Annotated in this window: 13 protein-coding genes and 1 pseudogene; 10 read left to right on the top strand and 4 right to left on the bottom strand. The window is 54.4% G+C overall.

Annotated elements, in window-relative coordinates:
- Positions 1-56: 56 nt before the first annotated feature.
- A complete protein-coding gene (locus BST81_RS04500; protein ID WP_075597356.1) occupies positions 57-1,259 on the top strand; it encodes an argininosuccinate synthase in 1,203 nt (400 codons plus the stop codon).
- Between the two features lie 2 nt (positions 1,260-1,261).
- Here the strand turns inward: BST81_RS04500 and BST81_RS04495 are convergent, their stop codons facing one another.
- Together BST81_RS04495 and BST81_RS04490 are read right to left on the bottom strand one after the other, a co-directional pair.
- Positions 1,262-4,930 carry a CHAT domain-containing protein gene (locus BST81_RS04495; protein WP_075597355.1) on the bottom strand — a complete coding sequence of 1,223 codons (3,669 nt, stop codon included), beginning with the start codon at positions 4,928-4,930 and terminating at the stop codon, positions 1,262-1,264.
- 122 nt (positions 4,931-5,052) lie between these two features.
- A complete protein-coding gene (locus tag BST81_RS04490) occupies positions 5,053-8,829 on the bottom strand; it encodes a CHAT domain-containing protein (RefSeq protein ID WP_075597354.1) in 3,777 nt (1,258 codons plus the stop codon).
- Between the two features lie 377 nt (positions 8,830-9,206).
- Here BST81_RS04490 and BST81_RS04485 point away from each other — a divergent pair, with 377 nt between their 5' ends.
- The 7 genes from BST81_RS04485 (at position 9,207) to BST81_RS04455 (ending at position 14,278) form a co-directional block, all read left to right on the top strand.
- A complete protein-coding gene (locus BST81_RS04485) occupies positions 9,207-9,569 on the top strand; it encodes a hypothetical protein (protein ID WP_075597353.1) in 363 nt (120 codons plus the stop codon).
- A 72-nt stretch (positions 9,570-9,641) separates the two neighbouring features.
- Positions 9,642-9,848: a CDGSH iron-sulfur domain-containing protein gene (locus BST81_RS04480; RefSeq protein ID WP_075597352.1), complete on the top strand. Its 207-nt coding sequence runs from the start codon at positions 9,642-9,644 to the stop codon at positions 9,846-9,848.
- Between the two features lie 147 nt (positions 9,849-9,995).
- A complete protein-coding gene (locus BST81_RS04475; RefSeq protein WP_075597351.1) occupies positions 9,996-10,673 on the top strand; it encodes a Coq4 family protein in 678 nt (225 codons plus the stop codon).
- Positions 10,674-10,710: 37 nt separating this feature from the next.
- On the top strand, positions 10,711-11,340 hold the full coding sequence (locus tag BST81_RS04470; RefSeq protein WP_075597350.1) for a cytochrome b/b6 domain-containing protein: 630 nt from the start codon (positions 10,711-10,713) through the stop codon (positions 11,338-11,340).
- Positions 11,341-11,405: 65 nt separating this feature from the next.
- Positions 11,406-12,428, top strand: a complete 1,023-nt coding sequence (locus BST81_RS04465) for an ABC transporter permease (RefSeq protein WP_075597349.1) — start codon at positions 11,406-11,408, stop codon at positions 12,426-12,428.
- A 3-nt stretch (positions 12,429-12,431) separates the two neighbouring features.
- Positions 12,432-13,409, top strand: coding sequence for an ABC transporter permease (locus BST81_RS04460; protein ID WP_075597348.1), 978 nt, complete (start codon positions 12,432-12,434; stop codon positions 13,407-13,409).
- Between the two features lie 5 nt (positions 13,410-13,414).
- On the top strand, positions 13,415-14,278 hold the full coding sequence (locus BST81_RS04455; RefSeq protein ID WP_075597347.1) for a fructosamine kinase family protein: 864 nt from the start codon (positions 13,415-13,417) through the stop codon (positions 14,276-14,278).
- On the opposite strand, the gene BST81_RS04450 is transcribed toward BST81_RS04455, so the two are convergent.
- Positions 14,263-15,903, bottom strand: a complete 1,641-nt coding sequence (locus tag BST81_RS04450; RefSeq protein WP_216351208.1) for a hybrid sensor histidine kinase/response regulator — start codon at positions 15,901-15,903, stop codon at positions 14,263-14,265. The two genes, BST81_RS04455 and BST81_RS04450, sit on opposite strands and share 16 nt — an antisense overlap.
- On the bottom strand, positions 15,875-17,758 hold the full coding sequence (locus BST81_RS04445; RefSeq protein ID WP_075597345.1) for a histidine kinase dimerization/phosphoacceptor domain -containing protein: 1,884 nt from the start codon (positions 17,756-17,758) through the stop codon (positions 15,875-15,877). Before BST81_RS04445 ends, BST81_RS04450 begins: the two co-directional genes overlap by 29 nt.
- Positions 17,759-17,997: 239 nt before the next feature.
- On the opposite strand from BST81_RS04445, the gene BST81_RS04440 reads away from it, so the two are divergent.
- Entirely contained in the window at positions 17,998-18,969 is a 972-nt protein-coding gene (locus tag BST81_RS04440) for a DUF4351 domain-containing protein (protein WP_075597344.1), read from the top strand.
- Between the two features lie 154 nt (positions 18,970-19,123).
- A pseudogene (locus tag BST81_RS04435) lies at positions 19,124-19,415 on the top strand (DUF4351 domain-containing protein); the annotation flags it as partial.

Below are 19,415 nucleotides of genomic sequence, written 5' to 3'. Positions count from 1 at the left end.
TCCATCAAAATTGCTGGAATGGTTGATAATGGTTCAGGTGTTTTTCTGGGGAAATCATGGGTCGCGCCAAGAAAGTTGTGTTGGCATACTCCGGTGGGGTAGATACGTCAGTTTGTATTCCTTACCTGAAGCAGGAATGGGGGGTAGAAGAGGTCATTACCCTGGCTGCCGATTTGGGGCAAGGAGATGAGCTGGAACCCGTGCGAGAAAAGGCCCTCAAGTCAGGGGCATCGATTTCTCTCGTGGCCGATGCACAGGAAAGCTTTGTAACGGATTATGCCTTCCCGGCTCTCAAGGCCAATGCCCTCTATGAAAATCGCTATCCCCTATCCACGGCCCTGGCCCGGCCCCTGATTGCCAAACTTCTGGTGGAAGCTGCCGTTGAATACGGAGCAGATGCCGTGGCCCATGGTTGCACGGGGAAAGGCAATGATCAGGTTCGCTTTGATGTGTCGATCGCAGCCCTCAATCCCGATCTGAAGGTGCTGGCTCCCGCACGGGAATGGGGCATGAGTCGGGAGCAAACGATCGCTTATGGGGAACAGTTTGGAATTCCCGCACCGGTAAAAAAATCCTCTCCCTATAGTATTGACCGGAACCTGCTGGGTCGCAGTATTGAGGCAGGTCCCCTGGAAGATCCATGGACAGAGCCTCTGGAAGAGATCTACCAGATGACAAAGGCGATCGCCGATACGCCGGATACGCCAGCCTATGTGGAGATCGGGTTTGAGCAAGGGATTCCTGTTTCCCTGGATGATCAGGTTCTGGCTCCGGTGGCCCTGGTCACGGCCCTAAACGAGCGGGTAGGCCAGCATGGGATTGGCCGCATCGACATGGTGGAAAACCGGCTGGTGGGCATCAAATCCCGCGAGATTTATGAAGTACCAGCTCTATCGGTGCTGATCCAGGCCCATCGCGATCTGGAAAGTTTAACCCTGACGGCAGATGTGACCCATTACAAGCGGGGCATCGAGGAAACCTACAGCCAGATGATCTACAACGGCCTCTGGTACAGTCCTTTGAAAGCGGCCCTGGATGCTTTCGTTAACGAAACCCAGAAGCGGGTCTCTGGTGTGGTGCGGGTGAAACTGTTCAAGGGCGTGGCGACGATCGTGGGTCGGAAGTCTGACAAAACCCTCTATACGCCTGACTTAGCCACCTATGGAGCGGATGACCAGTTTGATCACAAGGCTGCTGAAGGCTTCATCTACATCTGGGGGCTGCCCACCCGCGTCTGGTCCCAACGAACCAGGGAATAGGTTTACCAGGGATTACCGATCATCGTGAAAGCAGCCCAGTAGTAGGGGTGGGTGAGCGATCGGCCCTCTGACCCCTGCAAGGCTGGGGGTAAGGGTACAGACCCAATCCGCCCAGGCACGATAATTGTTCCCGGCTCCAGTCGAATTTTGCCCTGTAACATGGCCACCTGGGCCTGTCGCAGGGCCTCTGCTTTCATGGGAGCCGTATTCAAGCTCTCGTAGAACTGGGTCATCAGCCCCAGGGTACCTTCATCACTGACATACCAGAGACTGGCCAGCACGGTTTTCACTCCCGCCTGTACCGCCAGCCCACCAAAGCCCAGTTCGGCCTCGTCGCTGCCCACGGCAGTCCGGCAGGCACTCAGCACCAGCAGTTCGACGATCGGGTTATTCAGCCCCAACTGGCGGATTTCATCCAGCCCCAGTTTCCGGTCCCAGAACTGAATATAGGAGTTAGCGGCAGAACCGGCGCGAAACTCCCCATGGGTGGCCAAATGGAGAATCGTCACCGGATCTTGTCGGCGTTGAATCTTAAGCTGACTGACGGTAAAATTCTGGTTCAAAAATGCCTTGCCAGAACGGAGCCGTTGAGTAATGGTTTCCAGTTCCACTGGGACTGCTGGAAGCGCAGTTTGATCTCTGAAGGTCGAGGCTCCCATTGCTAAAACCCTGGCATTTTGGATGCTGACCCGACGAGTGTCCGTGAGGCTGATACTGGGCATCAGACCGACACTGTATTTCTCGACGATAAAGCCCTTGCCATCATGCAAGGCTGCAATCGGCAGCGTCCGCAAACCCGTATCCATCAAGAACACCAGATTCCCAATTTTTTGCTGTTTCAGCACAGGTTCCAGGGGGGCAACCAGCCACTGGTAAAGCTGTTGCCCCGGAGCCAGATAGCCCTCATCATTGGGATTGCTGGCACTGGCCCGCAGTTGTCGAGCCATCTGCAACACCTTGACTCGACTTACCGGCAGGCGCTGCTGACTCAGCCCAGAGGGAGTCACGAGCACCAGCACCAGTTGATCACTGTCCTGGGGCTTTTTCTGACCGGTCTGTGCCTGAGCAACAGCCCCCAATCCCTGATCTGTAAATTGCCAAAGGACAGTCTCCGAACCTGACAACCTCTTGCCCGTTGTCTTGGTGATGTCTCCCATCGGGACAAAGCTGACGTAAATCAGGGCTGGCTTGACTCCGGTTGCTTCCGCCACACTGGAGAGGGCAGCACAGGCACTATCCGCACTTCCACTCCCACTGCCGCCCCCTCCCAGATAGCGCTCATAAGCCGCCGTAAATTGCTGCTCCAGAGCTGTAAAGCTGGACCCAGCCCCAGAAAGCCCACAGGCCGGTTTAATCTCCAACTTGCCTTCCTCCATTGACGGAAGGCCACCCCGGCGCTCCTGATAGAACTCTGAAATCGAACCCGTAATCAGGCGAATGGTGCCCCGCGTTGTAGAGAGCGGGAAGGATTCTCCGATCGACAGGGTATCCGTTCCATTGGTGATCACACCGGCAGTGCCATTCTGGGAGGCATCGCCAATTGTGAAGGGAAGCAGCCCATTCCCCCCATGGGTAATGGTAATCGTTCCGTTGCTGGTAAACCCGATCGTGGAAATGCTGGCGGTCAGACCATTGCTAGCCGTGAAGGTCCCTGTTGCCTTGAAGAAACTGGGGGTAGTGATCGTGACATTGCCCCCCTGGCCATCACTAGGGGATTCCGTATTGATGAAAGTGACCTCGATATTCCCCAGGGTTGAAACCAGGGTGACATCCCCGGCCTGTGCCCCAGAACTATTGGTGATGATCGCCCCGCTCGTGATTGGCCCCTGAGCGGTCACACTCACAGAGCCACTATTTTCTCCTACAACAGAAAATGAAACGGTCGAGATACTACTGATCTGGATCGCTCCAGTGGCGGAACTCAGGGTGACATTCCCGCCATTAAAATTACTACTAGCATTGATCAGGCCGGTGACGAGCGTTCCCTGTGCCGACAGATTGACATTTCCAGAGTCCGTAAAGTTTGCATTGGTGGTAATGGGCCCTAAGGCATTGAGCTGGGCCCCTGAGATCAAAATCGATCGGCCATTGGTGTTGAGTGAAGAACTGGCAGGTAGGGTAAAGGTGCCAACTCCATTGTTATCCGCATCAGCAGTAAAAGTGATGTCAGGGAAAAAACCCATGGACGTGAAGTTTACGGTGATACCAGGGTCGAAGCTAATGTCATTAGTTGCCTGGACAATAATGGTGCCTAAAAAGGCACTCAGTGCTGTGCTGGAAATGACAAAGGTTGCAGGTGCATCCCCAGCCAGGATTTTGCCACCACTGGTAAAAAACTGAATGTCTTGAGGACCAGCGCTGGAAATTACCTGAACGTTATCCGGGTCCAGCAGGAGGGTGCCAGTTTGCCCCTGGGGTGCTGCTGTATTCACCTGCCCTGTGAAGCCCAGGTTTTGTTTCCCAGAGACTTCCACAACGCCCCCATTGCCCCCTGTTTTTCCTCCCTGGACACTGATATTGCCCTGAAAGACTGTACTCTGATCGGCCCAGACAACCACCTTGCCCCCATTCCCCTGGCCGATCGCATCCGCTTGAATCACCGAATCAGGGCTGACATAGGTAATCTGGGCATTGGGGACGGTGCCCTGGCCCTGGTAATCCCCACCCACCAGGATAGTTCCCCCACTGGGACCGGAGGCATTCAGAGTCGCTGCAAACAGACCAACTCGACTACCCAAAACTTTAATCTCAGAAACCGCCGTAGAAGATGCAGTGGTCAGGGTACCCGAAACGATCGCAGTGCCGGGGTTAGTGGGAATCACCGTGTTGGCACTGGTCAGCTTCACCTCCCCGTTCTCCACCACCACCCCCGTGGCCCCCGTCACCCCCGGACTGGTCAGCAAGGCAGGCAGGTTCAGAGGTTGGATGGGGCTACTTCCGGTCTGTCCACTGCCTACCGGCAAATCCAGACTCAGCAAACTGCCTGACTGAGAAACCCGCACCAGCTTCTGACCTGGAACTGCCGCGATCGTGATCTGTCCTCCCGGTGCCGCGATCGTACCSGTGTTRATCACCACCCCCCCCAACAGGGTCACTGCCTGGCCCTGCCCCACTGTGAGTTGACCGGCATTGACGATCGCTCCCGGTTGCAGGGCGGTGAAGGTGAAGTCCTGAGGCAGTCCCGTGAGTGTTGCGTAGCTGTTGGGACCGACAGTATTGAATTGCCCTCCATTACTAAAGCCAATGCGRTTGGCRGTTGTTGCGGTGAAAGCTGCAGGCACATTCAGACTGGCCGTGGGACCGAAGACAATCCCTGCCGGATTCATCAGGTACAGGTTGGCATTGCTGCCCGTTACCTGAATCAACCCATTGATTACGGATGGGTCTCCTCCGACCACACGGGCCAGAATGTTCTGAATCCCAGGAATAGAGAGGAAGTTAGCAATTTGCTGGGAACTGAGGCCAAACTGGGTAAAGCTGTGAAACAGGTTAGCGCCATCCCCAGAAAGCTGCCCCCCGCTGATATTGAGGATATTGCCATTGGGGGTGACGATCGTCTGGGTGCCGTCACTAGCTGGAATGATCGACTGGCTCCGGGCAGGTGCCAACGACGCAACAGTGAGCCATAGGAGCAGGGGGAGTGCTCGACAAAGGGGCTGGATAAACTTCATAGATTTCTGACTACTGCTGCGGCTGACAGGCGATCGGTAAAACTACGGATATCATTAATTCATTCTGCCAAACTCTGCTACAGGCAGGTCAATCCGCAAAAACTTCATGAAACCCCTCCAGGCTACCAGGGATTTCCAATCATGGTGAAAGCAGCCCAATAATAGGGGTGGGAAAGTACTTGACGCTGCCTATCCTGGAAGGGGGCTGGCAACTCTACCAAACCAGGATCTCCCAGGTAGATGAGTTTTCCCTGGTCCAGATAAATCTGCTCCCGTAACATAGCAACCTGAGCCTGCTGCAGGGCTTCCGCCTTTGTGGGAGCCGTCTTCAGGCTCTCGTAGAATTGCGTCATCAATGCCAGGGTGCCTTCATCACTGACATACCAGAGACTGGCCAGCACGGTTTTCACTCCCGCCTGTACCGCCAGCCCACCAAAGCCCAGTTCGGCCTCGTCGCTGCCCACGGCAGTCCGGCAGGCACTCAGCACCAGCAGTTCGACGATCGGGTTATTCAGCCCCAACTGGCGGATTTCATCCAGCCCCAGCCTCCGATCCCAGAACTGAATATAGGAGTTAGCGGCAGAACCAGCGCGAAACTCCCCATGGGTCGCGAGATGCAGAATGGCCACTGGATTCTGGCTGCGCTGGCTTTTTAGATTACTGATAGTGAAATCCTGATTGAGGAAAGATTTCCCAGCCCGAAGACGTTGGGTAATCATCATTAGTTCTATGGGAACGGCTGGAAGCGGACTCTGGTCTTTGAATTGGGAGGCTCCCATGGCCAGCACCTGAGCTTCTCGAATACTGACCCGGCGCGTATCCGTCAGGCTGAGGCTGGGCATCAGACCGACACTATATTTTTCAACCAGAAAGTGTTGGCCATCGTAGAGGGTCGCGATCGGCAGGGTCCGCAATCCCGTATCCATGATGAATACTAGATTCTCGATGTTCTGCTGTTGCAGGATAGGGTCTAGGGGAGCAATCAACCACTGGTAGAGCCGCTCAGCCGGTATCTGGTAATCGTCCCGTAGATTACTGACACTGATGCGCAGTTGCTTGGCCGCCTGGAGCACTTCCATGCGGCTGACTGGAATTTTTTTCTGGGTTAACCCTTTAGCCGTCACCAGGATCATAACCAGTTGATCACGGTCCTGAGCTTTAGGCACTCCAGATTGCTGTGGATCGGAAAGACTGACAGCAAAACCCGGTGCAGCCCATTGCCACAGGATTTCGCCCATCCCTGGGAAAGATTTCTGCAGCCTATCCCCTGGTGGGGCAAAACTGACATAAATCAAAGCTGGTTTAACCCCCGTTGCTTCAGCAATGTTGGCAAGAGAAGCACAAGCACTGTCGGCGCTGGTTCTCCCCCCCCCATGCCCAAAGTAACGCTCATAGGTAGCCGTAAACTGCTGTTCCAGAGCGGTAAAGCTGGAGCCTGTGCCAGAAAGACCGCAAGCCGGTTTAATCTCCAGCTTTTCTTCCTGGGGCAGAGATATTTCTTTCTGGAAAGTCACTTCTTGCGGTTCAAGCCCATTGATGCGGATATTGCCCCGAATGGTCCTGAACTGGAAAGATTCACCCACCAGCAACGTATTGGACCCAGAGGTGACCACGCCAGCCGTTCCATTTTGGGAGGCATCCCCGATCGTGAAAGGAATGAGACCATTTCCTCCTTGAGTGATCGTGATGGCTCCGCCGCCGGTTGCTCCGATCGTGGCAATACTGGCATCCAGACCATTCACTGCCAGAAAGGTGCCCGTAGCCTGAAACAGGTCGGCGGTGGAGATACTGACATTCCCACCGGTGCCGCTGCTGGATTGGGCACTAATGGAAGACACCTGGATTGCTCCAGTCGCAGCGATCGTCACCTGCCCCCCACTCAACAACCCATCACTCCCAATTGTTCCCACAGTGACTTGGCCCTGGGTCGAAAGACTGACATTCCCACCGGTGCCGCTGCTGGATTGGGCACTAATGGAAGACACCTGAATCGCTCCAGTCGCAGCGATCGTCACCTGCCCCCCACTCAACAACCCATCACTCCCAATCGTTCCCACAGTGACCTGACCCTGGGTCGAAAGACTGACATTCCCCCCCGGGCCACTGCTGGATTGGGCACTGATGGAAGACACCTGAATTGCTCCAGTCGCGGCGATCGTCACCTGCCCCCCACCCAATAACCCATCGCTCAGAAGATTTCCCAGACTGGCGCTGCTCTGGGTGGTCAGCGTAATATTGCCTCCCTGGCCAAAAGCTGACGTGGTGCCGATATCTCCGGCAATGGCCAGTTGAGCCGCCGCAATGGACAGGGATTTGCCATTGGTGACAATCACAGACGTAAACGGCAATAAGAAGGAACCGGTTCCGTTGTTATCGGCATCGGCAATCAGGACGATCGACCCTGTTCCTCCAGCAAAGACCATAAACAGATTGGAGTCAAAGGCAATGTTGCTGTTGGCCTGGACCACAATATCGCTGTTAGCCAGAGCAAAGCTTCCCAGGGCTGTATCTGAGATCACGAAGGTGGCCGGGGGGGCATCCCCGGCCAGGATCTGACCGTCGATAAATTGCAGATCTTGAGGTGCAGGATTGCTGCCAATAATCTGGACATTATCCGGGTCGAGCAGGAGAGTGCCAGTTTGCCCCTGGGGTGCTACCGTGCTGACCTGACCGGTGAAACCCAGGTTCTGCTTGCCTGATACTTCGACAAAACCCCCATCGCCTCCGGTTGGTCCCCCCTGGGCACTGATACTACCCCGGAAGACGGTGGTCTGATCGGCCCAGACAATCACCTTGCCCCCATTCCCCTGGCCGATCGCATCCGCTTGAATCATCGAATCAGGGCTGACATAGGTAATCTGGGCATTGGGGATGGTGCCTTGGCCTTGATAGTCTCCTCCGATCAGAATCGTGCCCCCACTGGGACCAGAGGCATCCAGGTGGGCAGCGTACAGCCCGATCCGATCGCCCAGAACCTTAATCTCAGACTGAGCCGATGGGGAAGCGGTGGTGAGGGTGCCCGCCACGATCGTAGTTCCAGCGGTAGTCGGAATCACCGTGTTGGCACTGGTCAGCTTCACCTCCCCGTTCTCCACCACCACCCCCGTGGCTCCTGTCACAGCAGGACTGGCCAGCAAGGCAGGCAAGTCCAGAGCCTGGATGCTGCTACCCATCTGCCCGGTCCCCACCGGCAAATCCAGACTTAGCAAACTGCCTGACTGGGACACCCGCACCAGCTTCTGACCTGGAACTGCAGCGATCGTGATCTGTCCTCCCGGTGCCGCGATCGTACCGGTGTTAATCACCACCCCCCCCAACAGGGTCACTGCCTGGCCCTGCCCCACTGTGAGTTGACCGGCATTGACGATCGCTCCCGGTTGCAGGGCGGTGAAGGTGAAGTCCTGAGGCAGTCCCGTGAGTGTTGCGTAGCTGTTGGGACCGACAGTATTGAATTGCCCTCCATTACTAAAGCCAATGCGATTGGCGGTTGTTGCGGTGAAAGCTGCAGGCACATTCAGACTGGCCGTGGGACCGAAGACAATCCCGGCTGGATTCATCAGGTACAGGTTGGCATTGCTGCCCGTTACCTGAATCAGGCCGTTGATGATGGAGGGGTCGCCGCCCACTACCCGGGCCAGAATGTTCTGAATCCCTGGCGTGGAGAGGAAGTTAGCAATTTGCTGGGAATTGAGGCCAAATTGAGCAAAGCTGTGGAACAGGTTGGCCCCATCGCCGGAGATCTGGCCACCCGTGATGGTGAGGATGGTGCCATTGGGGGTGACGATCGTCTGGGTGCCGTCACTGGCTGAAATGATCGACTGGGCCTGACCGGAAGGCATACCCAGGAGACTGAGTAGCAAGAAGCCAGACAGCAATCGCACAATGATGGAGTCCTGCACAAGGATTAGCAATACATATTTTGAATCTGTCAGAAAATATAGCTTTGCTCAGAAAGCTGAGGACAATTCCAACAGGTTAATTGCCAAGTCTAGGAAGGCTTTCTGACGTGCCACTGCCAAGCTTTGCCTGACTACAGCTATAGTACCAATTCCCTGGCGAGAGTATATAGTGCTTTGCACCGAGACAGCAACCATAGCCCAGCCCCAACCCAGGGGATTGTCTTAGCGGGATGGGCCGGATTGAATCCGCATACAAACCGTTATAGGCCCCGTTGAAATAGATTTCACCAAAATAGTTTGCATTCAAACTAAAAATATGTTAGAACATAAATAGTTTCACTCCAAACAATCACACCCAAGTCAAATCGGAGGTTGATATGAATCTATCGCTTCGCACATTCACCCTGTCGGCTCTGACAACTCTGGCTCTAATTACACTCACTCCTACCGCTAAGGCCGAGCAAGTAGCGGCTGCTCCTTCTGCCTTACAGTCCTCTGCTGCCAATCGTCGGCTGCAGCCATTTAACCTGGCACAACTGGCTTACCAGGGATACTTCAAAAATCAGGGAACGCCTGGATATCAATCCCTGCTGCTGGCATACCAGCTCGGTCGGCTGCAGCCAGAAGATGTCGTCAATAGTGCGGTCCAGTCTAAGCTGCTGGACAAAGCAGCCCTGACCGATCGAGCCTATCTTCAGGCCGTTGATCAGCAGTTGACAACCCTGATTGATGAGCGTTAATTCAGAGTTTCGTCCAGGATAGTTTGAATACATACAATGAACTTGTAAACCAATTCTAGAGAGGAATCTTCTGTGAGCACTCAACCCATCACCCGTGAACTGGAAGCTGGCACCTATTGGGTCTGTACCTGTGGCCGATCTCAGAATTATCCCTTCTGTGACGGCTCCCATAAAGGAAGCGGGTTACAACCTCGTTCCATGGAACTGGCAGAGGCCCAAAGCGTGGAATTTCCTCCTGCCTCCAGCCTGAACCCTGAGAACCCTGAGGGCAACGGCTAAACCGGATGCGACTGGGGACAGTGCAACCCTGTCCCCAGAGGAAATTTCCAGACCTGGTTGACTTATGCACTTAGTTGAATATATATTCTTAATATGCAAATAAATGCATATTCAGTTTAATGCATATTCACCCAGGAGGTCTCTTTTATGTTGCACCCAGTTGCCCCCCATTCAAATTCCCCCTCTCTGATCCAGCGATGGGCTGACCTGATGCAGGCTATCAACCCTCTAACAGGGATGAACTGGTCCGAAGTGGGGCAGGCGTATCGAGTGTTCCTGAACCATCCCTCCCAGGGAATTTTGCACATCCTGGCCGCAGGTCAACACAGCAACTGGACCCGCTGGGTCGCAGGGCGGCTGGCCCGTCAGGCTAAACCTCTGGCCAATCAGATGATCCAGTTGAACCTGGCGGAACTGGCCCAACTCCCACCCCACACCCTGGGATACGCCTACGCCTGCCACATCCTGGATCAGGGCTTTGACCCGGAAGCCTTCTCTGAGGAAAACGATACCTGGCTGGGGCGGCGGATGGCCCTTTCCCATGACGTGCATCATGTCATCACCGGGTTTGACAGCAGTCCGATCGGGGAGTTTGGTCTGGCTGCGTTCGTTCTGATTCAGTATCGGGATTTGTTGAATGTCTTTGTCCTGTCCCATCTGCCCTGGTACATGATGGGGCATCCTGGCCAGGTCCTTAAAACCCTAGCTACAGTGCTGCGAGGCTTTCGATTGGGATTTCGGGTCAGACCTCTGATTGCCTACCCTTTTGAAGCCAACTGGCACAAGCCTCTGAACAACGTCCGACAAGAATTGGGTATAACCTGAATTTAGAGCATCAACTTTCTGTGAATGGGATGTGCCTATGTCATCTCCTCTCCATCCACCGGTCAGCCCCGCTTCCACATCGACCACAGTACAATCTGCCCGTCCTCGCCTAAACTCCGCCTTCAAGCATTTGATGAATCTTCACTGGATCATGGCTGCCTGCTACCTGGTCCTGTTCACAGTCGGTAGCTTTATGGCCCGTCTCCCACGTGGCACTGACTTCCGGTCTGAACTCTACGACTTCCACAAGGCCATGGGTGTGCTAGCCATGGGGTTGCTGACCTGGAGAGTTCTGGTGTTGCTGCGGGTCTGGTGGCGCAAATATATCCATCGCCTACCCCGATTTACACCAGCGTGGGGGTTAGTCTTTATCTTGCATACAGTCCTCTACCTGTTCATGGTAGCTGTCCCCATCAGTGGTTTTTTCTTCTCCAATTCATTTAAGAGTAGCAATGTTCATTTTCTCGGCCTGACCCTGCCAGACTTATTTCCCCAGAATGCAGCCCTGGTTGGGGTAGGTCGGAGTTTGCATTTCTGGCTGGCCTATACCTTCCTAGCCCTAATTCTGTTGCATCTATTGGAGCAACGCAAAGTTGTTCGGGCATTGGGGAGACGACTGATCGGAGCCTTACAGAAAAGGAACGCCGCAACAGCCGAGAAGCCCTAAGATGATTTCCAGACATTTCCTATTGGACTCTCCCCAGGGGAGGTCTTTCTAAATCAGCAAGGCTAATGCCCAAATCTGTCTTTTATCAAGTCAGTTCCCTGATCCTGTCCCTTCTCTTCATTGGAGGGGTAATTCTTCTCGCGAAAGCATCGCCCGTCATGGTGCTCAGCCAACTGATCCGGGGGGCGGTGGGGACACCAGACCAACTAGCCCGGGTCCTGGCAACCCTCGCGCCCCTAATGCTCTGTGCCAGTGGCCTCATCTTCACTTTTACGGCAGGGCTCTATAATTTGGGGGTCGAAGGGCAGATCATTGCTGGGGCGATCGGCACCACTCTGGCTCTCCGAATATTCCAGGGTGTCTTGCCCCCTCCAATGGTGATCCTGCTGGGGATCGGGGCTGGGGCGATCGGGGGCCTGATCTGGGGATTGCTTGCTGGAGCACTGAACGTCTATGGCCGCATTAACGAGATTTTCGCCGGGTTGGGACTCAACTTCATGGCCCAGGGACTGGCCCTGTACCTGATCTTCGGTCCCTGGCAACGGCCCGGTGTAGCCTCCATGAGCGGGACGGAACTGTTTGATCAGTCGCTTTGGTTGGGAACCTGGGGTAAAACAGAGGCCAGTCCGATCTCCCTTCTGATCGCGCTGCTGGTCGTGATTGGGACCATTCTGACCCTGAGAGCAACATCCTTTGGATTGCAACTCCGGGCTGTAGGTCAGAATTCTCGTGCGGCATATCTCCTGGGCATCCCCTCACTGCAGCGTCTGCTCAGTGCCTTTGCCATCTGCGGCATGTGCGCTGGAATGGCAGGATCTCTGCAAGTTCTGGCCATCTTTCACCGGTTGATTCCCAGCATTTCCAGCAATCTCGGCTTCTTGGCCCTGTTGGTGGTGATGCTGATCAACTTCAATCCCCTGCTGATTGGGCCTGTGGCTTTCTTCTTCAGTGCCCTCAATATTGGCAGCCTGCAACTTCCCCTTTCTCTGGATCTAGAATCTTCCCTGGCTGGTATCATCCAGGGCACTCTGGTACTATTTGCCCTCCTGGGCCAGGGCATTGGGCAACGCATGACCAATAACCAATGACAAATGACAAATTTCTCTGAATTCCTGCAAATTCTGGCAACCGCGATCGCAACGGCAACACCACTTGTCTTCGCCTGTATTGGCGAAACGATTACGGAGCGGGCTGGGGTAATCAATCTCTCGGCAGAGGGGACCATTATGGTGGCAGCGATGGCGGGGTTTGCGATCGCCAAAACCACAAACAGCCTGCTCATGGGGTTTCTGGCTGCTGCGGTCGTGGGAGCCCTGATCGCGCTGGTGGTGGCTTTTGGAGCCCTGACACTGAAACAATCCCAGATTGCGATCGGATTTGTGCTGGCGCTCCTCTGTAGTGACCTGTCTTCCTTTCTGGGTAATCCCTTTGTACGAATTCCAGGTCCTACCGTACCCAGCTTCAAGATCCCGATCCTGCAGGATATACCCATCCTGGGGCCGCTGCTGTTTCAGAGCGATATCCTCGTCTACTTCAGCTTTCTGCTGGTAATTCTCACCTGGATTTACTTCTATCGCACGCACCATGGCCTGCTGCTGCGGGCAATCGGAGAACAACCAGCGGCGGCTTTCGCCCGTGGGTACAATGTGATCTGGCTCCGCTACTTCTATGTCCTTCTGGGGGGAGCCCTGATGGGTATCGCGGGAGCCGCTTTCTCTCTGGACTTCAAAGCGGGCTGGAGCCATCGGCACACGGCTGGCTATGGGTGGATTGCCCTGGCGATCGTCATCTTCGGAGGCTGGAATCCTTTACGGGTAGCCCTGGGAGCCTATCTGTTTGGCATCCTCCAATCCCTAGCAGGCAATGCCCAGAGCTATCTCCCATCTGTGCCAACCCAGGTCCTCACGGTTGCGCCCTTTGTCCTGATGATCTTTGCGCTGGGAATTACCTCTAGCGATTGGCTGGAAAAGCTCCTGGCTAGACTGCCTGCTCCCCTCGGACGACTCCTAACCCAGACCCTGCAAGCCACCCCACCGGCTGCCCTGGGTCGCGTTTTTGAACCAGATTGAAGCTTATGTGGAATGACATTGCGGCCCAAATTAGTAGCGCCACTGGCCAGCCTTTCCAGCTTGTCGATCGACGGGGAGTGAGTGGGGGCTGTATCAATCAGGGGCAGGCCATCTCTGATGGTCAGCGGACCTATTTTGTCAAATTCAATCAGGTCTCCCAAATGGCAATGTTTGAGGCCGAACTGCTGGGTCTACAACAGATGCAGGCCACAGGCACCATCCGTGTTCCTCGGCCCATCTGTGTCGGGATCGCTGAACGATCGGCCTACCTGGTGCTGGAATGGCTGGATCTGGGCCGGGGCAGTAGCCAGTCCTGGCGGGAGATGGGCCGTCAACTGGCTGCCCTCCACCAGGCACCGGGGGCAGCCCAGTTTGGCTGGGACCGTGCCAATACGATCGGGAGCACTCCCCAGATCAACCCCTGGACCGCAAGTTGGGCCAAGTTCTTCACAGACCATCGGATTGGCTATCAGCTCCAACTGGGTCGTAGACGGGGTGGCCACTTCCCCCGGCAAGATCAGCTTCTGGCTGCCATTCCCCACCTTTTGACGGATCACCATCCCCATCCTGCCTTGGTGCATGGCGATCTGTGGTCTGGCAATGCGGCGGTACTGGCGAGTGGAGAGCCTGTGATCTTTGACCCAGCCCCTTACTATGGCGATCGGGAAGTGGATCTGGCCATGACCGAGTTATTTGGCGGGTTTCCTGACGCATTCTATCAGGGCTACGCGGAGATCTTGCCGCCAGCGGCTGGCTATCAACGCCGCAAGATCCTCTACAACCTCTATCACATCCTGAATCACTTCAATCTCTTCGGCGGTAGCTATGAAGCCCAAGCAAATCGGATGATTGATCAGTTGCTATGCTGATAGAGGGCTGGATCGGGTCGCAACGGCAATTCCACCGTAAAACAGGTGGCCCCTGCACCACTCGTTACCCGAATCGAACCACCTAAATGTTCGACCATTTTCTTCACCAGAGCCAGTCCCAGACCCGTGCCCCCCTCTCGCCAACGATCGTGGCAGGGAACTCGATAGAACTGATCGAAGACACGCGGAAGTTCAGTGTCAGGAATTTCAATCCCAGTATTGGTGACCGTAATCTGGATGGCAGGACACTGGGCCAGCCCAGGGGCTGCTGCATCTGCCCCCTGGGCGATCGCAACCGTAATCTTCCCACCGGGAGGGGTGTACTTACAGGCATTGTTCAGCAATTCGGCCATAATCCGATTTAGCCCTGCCGCATCCGAAATCAGAATCGGCAGATCAGAGGGCAGATCAACCTGGAGTTGAAGTTGGGCAACCTCGGCACGCTCCCGAAAGTCTTCCATCCGGGAGGGAAGCCAGGTTGCGAGCGGAATTTCAGCCCAATCCAGAGGATAGGCATTGGCACTGAGGCGTTGAAAATCCAGCAAATCGTTAACCAGGTCTAATTCCCGTCGGGATTGTTCCCGCAAAATTCCCAGGTAATGGTTGACCCGATCGGGAAGCAGAACATCAGCCAGGTTGCTCTGGGCCCGAATCTTCAGGGACACCTCCAGCATATTAATCGCCAAGATAATACTGGTCAGGGGAGTTCGCAACTCATGGGACACGGTACTCAAAAAATCATCTTTCATCTGGCTCAGCCGTTGCAGCTCAGCCATCTGGACTTCCATCTCCTGCGCTCGCGCGACAATCTGGGGGTGCTCCGCAGCCAGACGACGCTGGGTCACATCTCGAAACACCAGCACGGCCCCCGTAATGGCCCCCCGATCGTCTCTCAGGGGGGCAGCACTGTCACTGATGGGAATTTCCTGGCCCTTTCTGCTCTGGAGCAGGGCTGTATCTGTTGGATAAACTGGCACACCTCGCTGGAGTGCCTGCAGAATTGGATTGCTCAGGGGCTGTCGGGTTTCCTCATGCAGGAGTTGAAACACCTCTGTAATGAGCTGATCATAGGCATCCGCGTGCCACCAACCAGTTATGGCTTCGGCGATCGGATTCAGAAATTTCACATAGCCCCATTCATCTGTCACAATCACCCCATCCCCAATTCCCCTCAAAATGGTGGTCAGCCATTGTTCTCGCTGTTGCAGATCCTGCTCCAGGCGGTAGCGGTGGAGAGCCGTCTCGATCGCCACAAAGAGTTCCCGCTCTTCCACAGGTTTAAGCACATACCCAAAGGGACCCGTTTCCTTAGCCCGTTGTAAGGTCTTGGGGTCTGAATAGCCGGTGGAATAAATAATTGGGATTTGAAACCGTTTCCAGATCTGCTCAGCAGCCTGGATGCCATCCATGGTGCCCTTCAAGCGAATATCCATCAGCACCAGATCAGGTCTGCTTGCAGCAGCAGTCTCGATCGCCTCCAACCCAGAAGGCACTACCGCTGACACAACATAACCCAGATTTTCCAGGCAACCCTGAATATCCCTAGCAATAATCATTTCATCTTCAACCACCAGAATGCGGATAGGCTGCAAGGGATTAAGTACAGGTGTCGTTTGCCCTAACACATTCATCTCCAGGAAAAATTATGTGGAATGTTGTGCCTGGATAATGCTGGAGTTGAATCGTGCCTTCCAGTTGAAGTACCAGATCCTTAACTAGCCGCAAACCCAAGGATTCAGTTGTTGCAAAATCAAAACTTTCTGGAATACCAATTCCATTATCTTCAACAATTAGCGTAACGGTCTGATCAGAATTGGCATAGAGACTGATGCGGATCATTCCCTCTTGCTCCCAATGGGGTGGGAAGGCGTATTTCAGGGCGTTAGACAGGAGTTCGTTGATAATCAGGCCGCAAGGAATTGCGGTATTAATCACCAGGGAAATATCATCCACCTGGGTTTCCAGATGAATACGGCCCGCATTAATTTTGTAAGAACTGAACAGATGGGCCGCTAGACTGGGAATGTACTGGGTCAAATTAACCCTGGCTAGGTCTTCAGACCGGTACAACTTTTCATGAATCAGGGCAATAGACTTGATGCGATTCTGGCTCTCCAGCAAAATTCCAGCGGCCTGTTGATTCTCCAGATGGCGGTGTTGCAGACGGAGCAGACTATAAACCAGTTGTAAGTTATTCTTAACCCGATGATGAATTTCCTTTAGCAGCACGTCCTTTTCCCTGAGGGAATTCTGGAGTTTTTCCTCGGCTTTGCGAACTTCCTCCAGTTGTTTGGCGGCTGTGATATCCACGGCAGCACCCAGAATTTGCCAGGGCAGTCCCTCCGTTGTGCGAGCAAACAGCGTTTCGTGGCAGAGGAAGGAGCGCCACTCTCCCAGTTTGTGTTGCAGGCGGTATTCACGGTAGAGAATATCCTGTTCCCGGGCAGTTCTCCAGCGATCGGCCTGAGCCGTCAGTGAAATCGCGTCCTCTGGATGGAGGAGGGTCAACAGGCCATCTGCTTCCGGGGGCTGCCTATCCTCCGGTGTATACCCCAGAAAAGTCGATACGTCCCGATTGATGTAAACATTACGCTGCTCCAGCAGATCGTACACATAGAGAATAACGGGTGTGGTGTCGGCAATCTTTTGAATAAAGCGCTGACTCTCGGCTAATGCGGACTCGACCTGTTTACGCTGCGTAATATCCCGCCCCACTGCCTGAAATTCAATCAATTGTCCGTCTTGATCAAACAGGGCTCGATTAATCCACTCCATCCAATGGATTTCTCCGTTGATGATGACCCGATTCTCAATCAAGGCAACGGGATGCTCCAGGGTCAATGTGTTGAGGGTTTGAGCCACCCTGTCCAGATCGGCTTCCACAATCAGCGGCTTGCAGTTTTGTCCAATCAGGGCTTCACGGGGTTTCCGAAAGAATCGACAGTAGGATTCACTAACAAAGGTCAACGTCCCATCCGGGCGAAACCGGGTAATCAGTTCCGTCTGGTCTTCCACGATCGCCCGATAGCGGGCCTCACTTTGGCGCAGGATTTCCTCAATCCGTTTGCGATCGGCAACCTCCCGTTCCAGATCCCGGTTAGCAGCCTCCAACTGAGCTGGCCTAGGCAGGGCAAGGGCTCTAGGGATCAGGGGAGCCAGAGCACCCGCCGTATACAGGGACACGATCGCCGTCAACACCTTGACCAGTCCCGAGAGCCAGTAAGTGGGATGCCAAACAGTCCAGACCTCCAGAAAGTGGGTAGTTCCGCAGGCAATAATAAAAGATCCAAACAGCAGGAAGATCCAGCTAAAAGGCAAGTCTTCTCGCTTCTGCACAAAGTAGATCAAACCACAGGGAATGGAGTAGTAAGCCAATCCAGTTAGGGAATCTCCCACCACATGCAGCCAGACCAGTCCTGGTTTCCAGAGATAACAATGACCGTGGGGAATGAAGAGAAGAGGAGCGGAAATATCCAGCATGGGATCACCTCCGATAGTTCTCTCCATGCTAATGCTGCAAACACAAGCCTGTTCATCTATTAGAGCTACCTCCGGATAGACAAGCATTCCCTCTCACAGTATGAGCAGGCAATAGCGATGCTGGACACAAAACAGAAGTATCCCGACCCGATCGCCTGGGCACCGTTTGAGCTGATTGGGGAGGCAGAGTAACCCTCCTCCCCCTATAATAGATCGCCAGTACTATAAGTATTGCGCGCATGATTGACCACGATCGTCTGTTCAAAGCACTCCTCTCCACCTTCTTCCTGGAGTTCTTGGAGTTGTTCATCCCTGAGCTGGCCCAGACGATCGACCCCGATTCGATTCAGTTCCTGCAGCAGGAATACTTTGATGACCTCACCTCTGGGGAGGAAAAGGTCGTGGACCTGCTGGTGTCAGTCAAGCAGGCRGGAGAGGAGATGACCTTCCTGGTGCATCTGGAAGCTCAGTCCTACGCGGAAGCYCACTTTACCCGACGTATGTTCTTTTACTTTGCTCGCCTTTACCAGCGGCACTTGCAGCGAATTTACCCGGTGGTGGTGTTTTCCTTTGATGAACCCTATCGGGAAGAACCCCATCAGCATCGAGTGGAGTTTCCCAGTCTCAAGGTGCTGGAGTTCAACTTTGCCTCAATTCAGTTGAATCGCCTCAACTGGCGSGATTACCTCAGTCAGGCCAACCCGGTGGCAGCGGCKTTGATGAGCAAGATGCGGATTGAACCGACTGATAGACCCCGGGTGAARGCRCAATGTCTGCGATTGCTGGCCACCCTGCGGTTGGAACCCGCCCGSATGCGGTTGATTTCCAGTTTTGTGGACACTTACTTGCCGTTGAATCCACAGGAGGARCAGGTGTTTRAAGCTGAGATTGGTAGACTGGAGGAAAGGGAGCAGCGGGGCGTTATGGAGATTGTCACCAGTTGGATGCAACGAGGCATTGAACAGGGCATTGAACAGGGCATTGAACAGGGCATTGAACAGGGCGAACGCAAGCTCCTCCTGCGTCAACTCACCCAGAAGTTGGGTGCTCTACCCGATCGCACCATCGCCCAAATCCACACCCTGACCCTGGAGCAACTGGAAACTCTGGCAGTGGCGTTCTTGAACTTTTCGACGATCTCTGACCTGGAAGGGTGGCTGGAGAATGTTGTCCTGTTGCCAGGAAGAACAGACGATCACCCGCTAATCTGAACCAGGGCTGTGACCCTGCCCTGGGACAAGCGATGCTGGACGCCAGGAAAAATCATCCAGCCTCGATCGCTTGGGCACCGTTTGAGCTGATTGGGGAGGCAGAGTAACCCTCCTCCCCCTATAATAGATCGCCAGTACTATAAGTATTGCGCGCATGATTGACCACGATCGTCTGTTCAAAGCACTCCTCTCCACCTTCTTCCTGGAGTTTTTGGAGTTGTTCATCCCTGAGCTGGCCCAGACGATCGACCCCGATTCGATTCAGTTCCTGCAGCAGGAATACTTTGCTTACCTCACCTCTGGGTATGATAAGGTCCTGCACCTGCTGGTGTCAGTCAAGCAGGCAGGAGTGGAGATGACCTTCCTGGTGCATCTGGACTCTCAGTCCTACGCGGAAGCTCATTTTACCCGACGTATGTTCATTTACTTTGCCCGCCTTTACCAGC

The sequence above is a fragment of the Leptolyngbya sp. 'hensonii' genome, assembly GCF_001939115.1.
GTDB lineage: Bacteria > Cyanobacteriota > Cyanobacteriia.
This window is presented reverse-complemented; position numbering and strand designations above follow the sequence as displayed.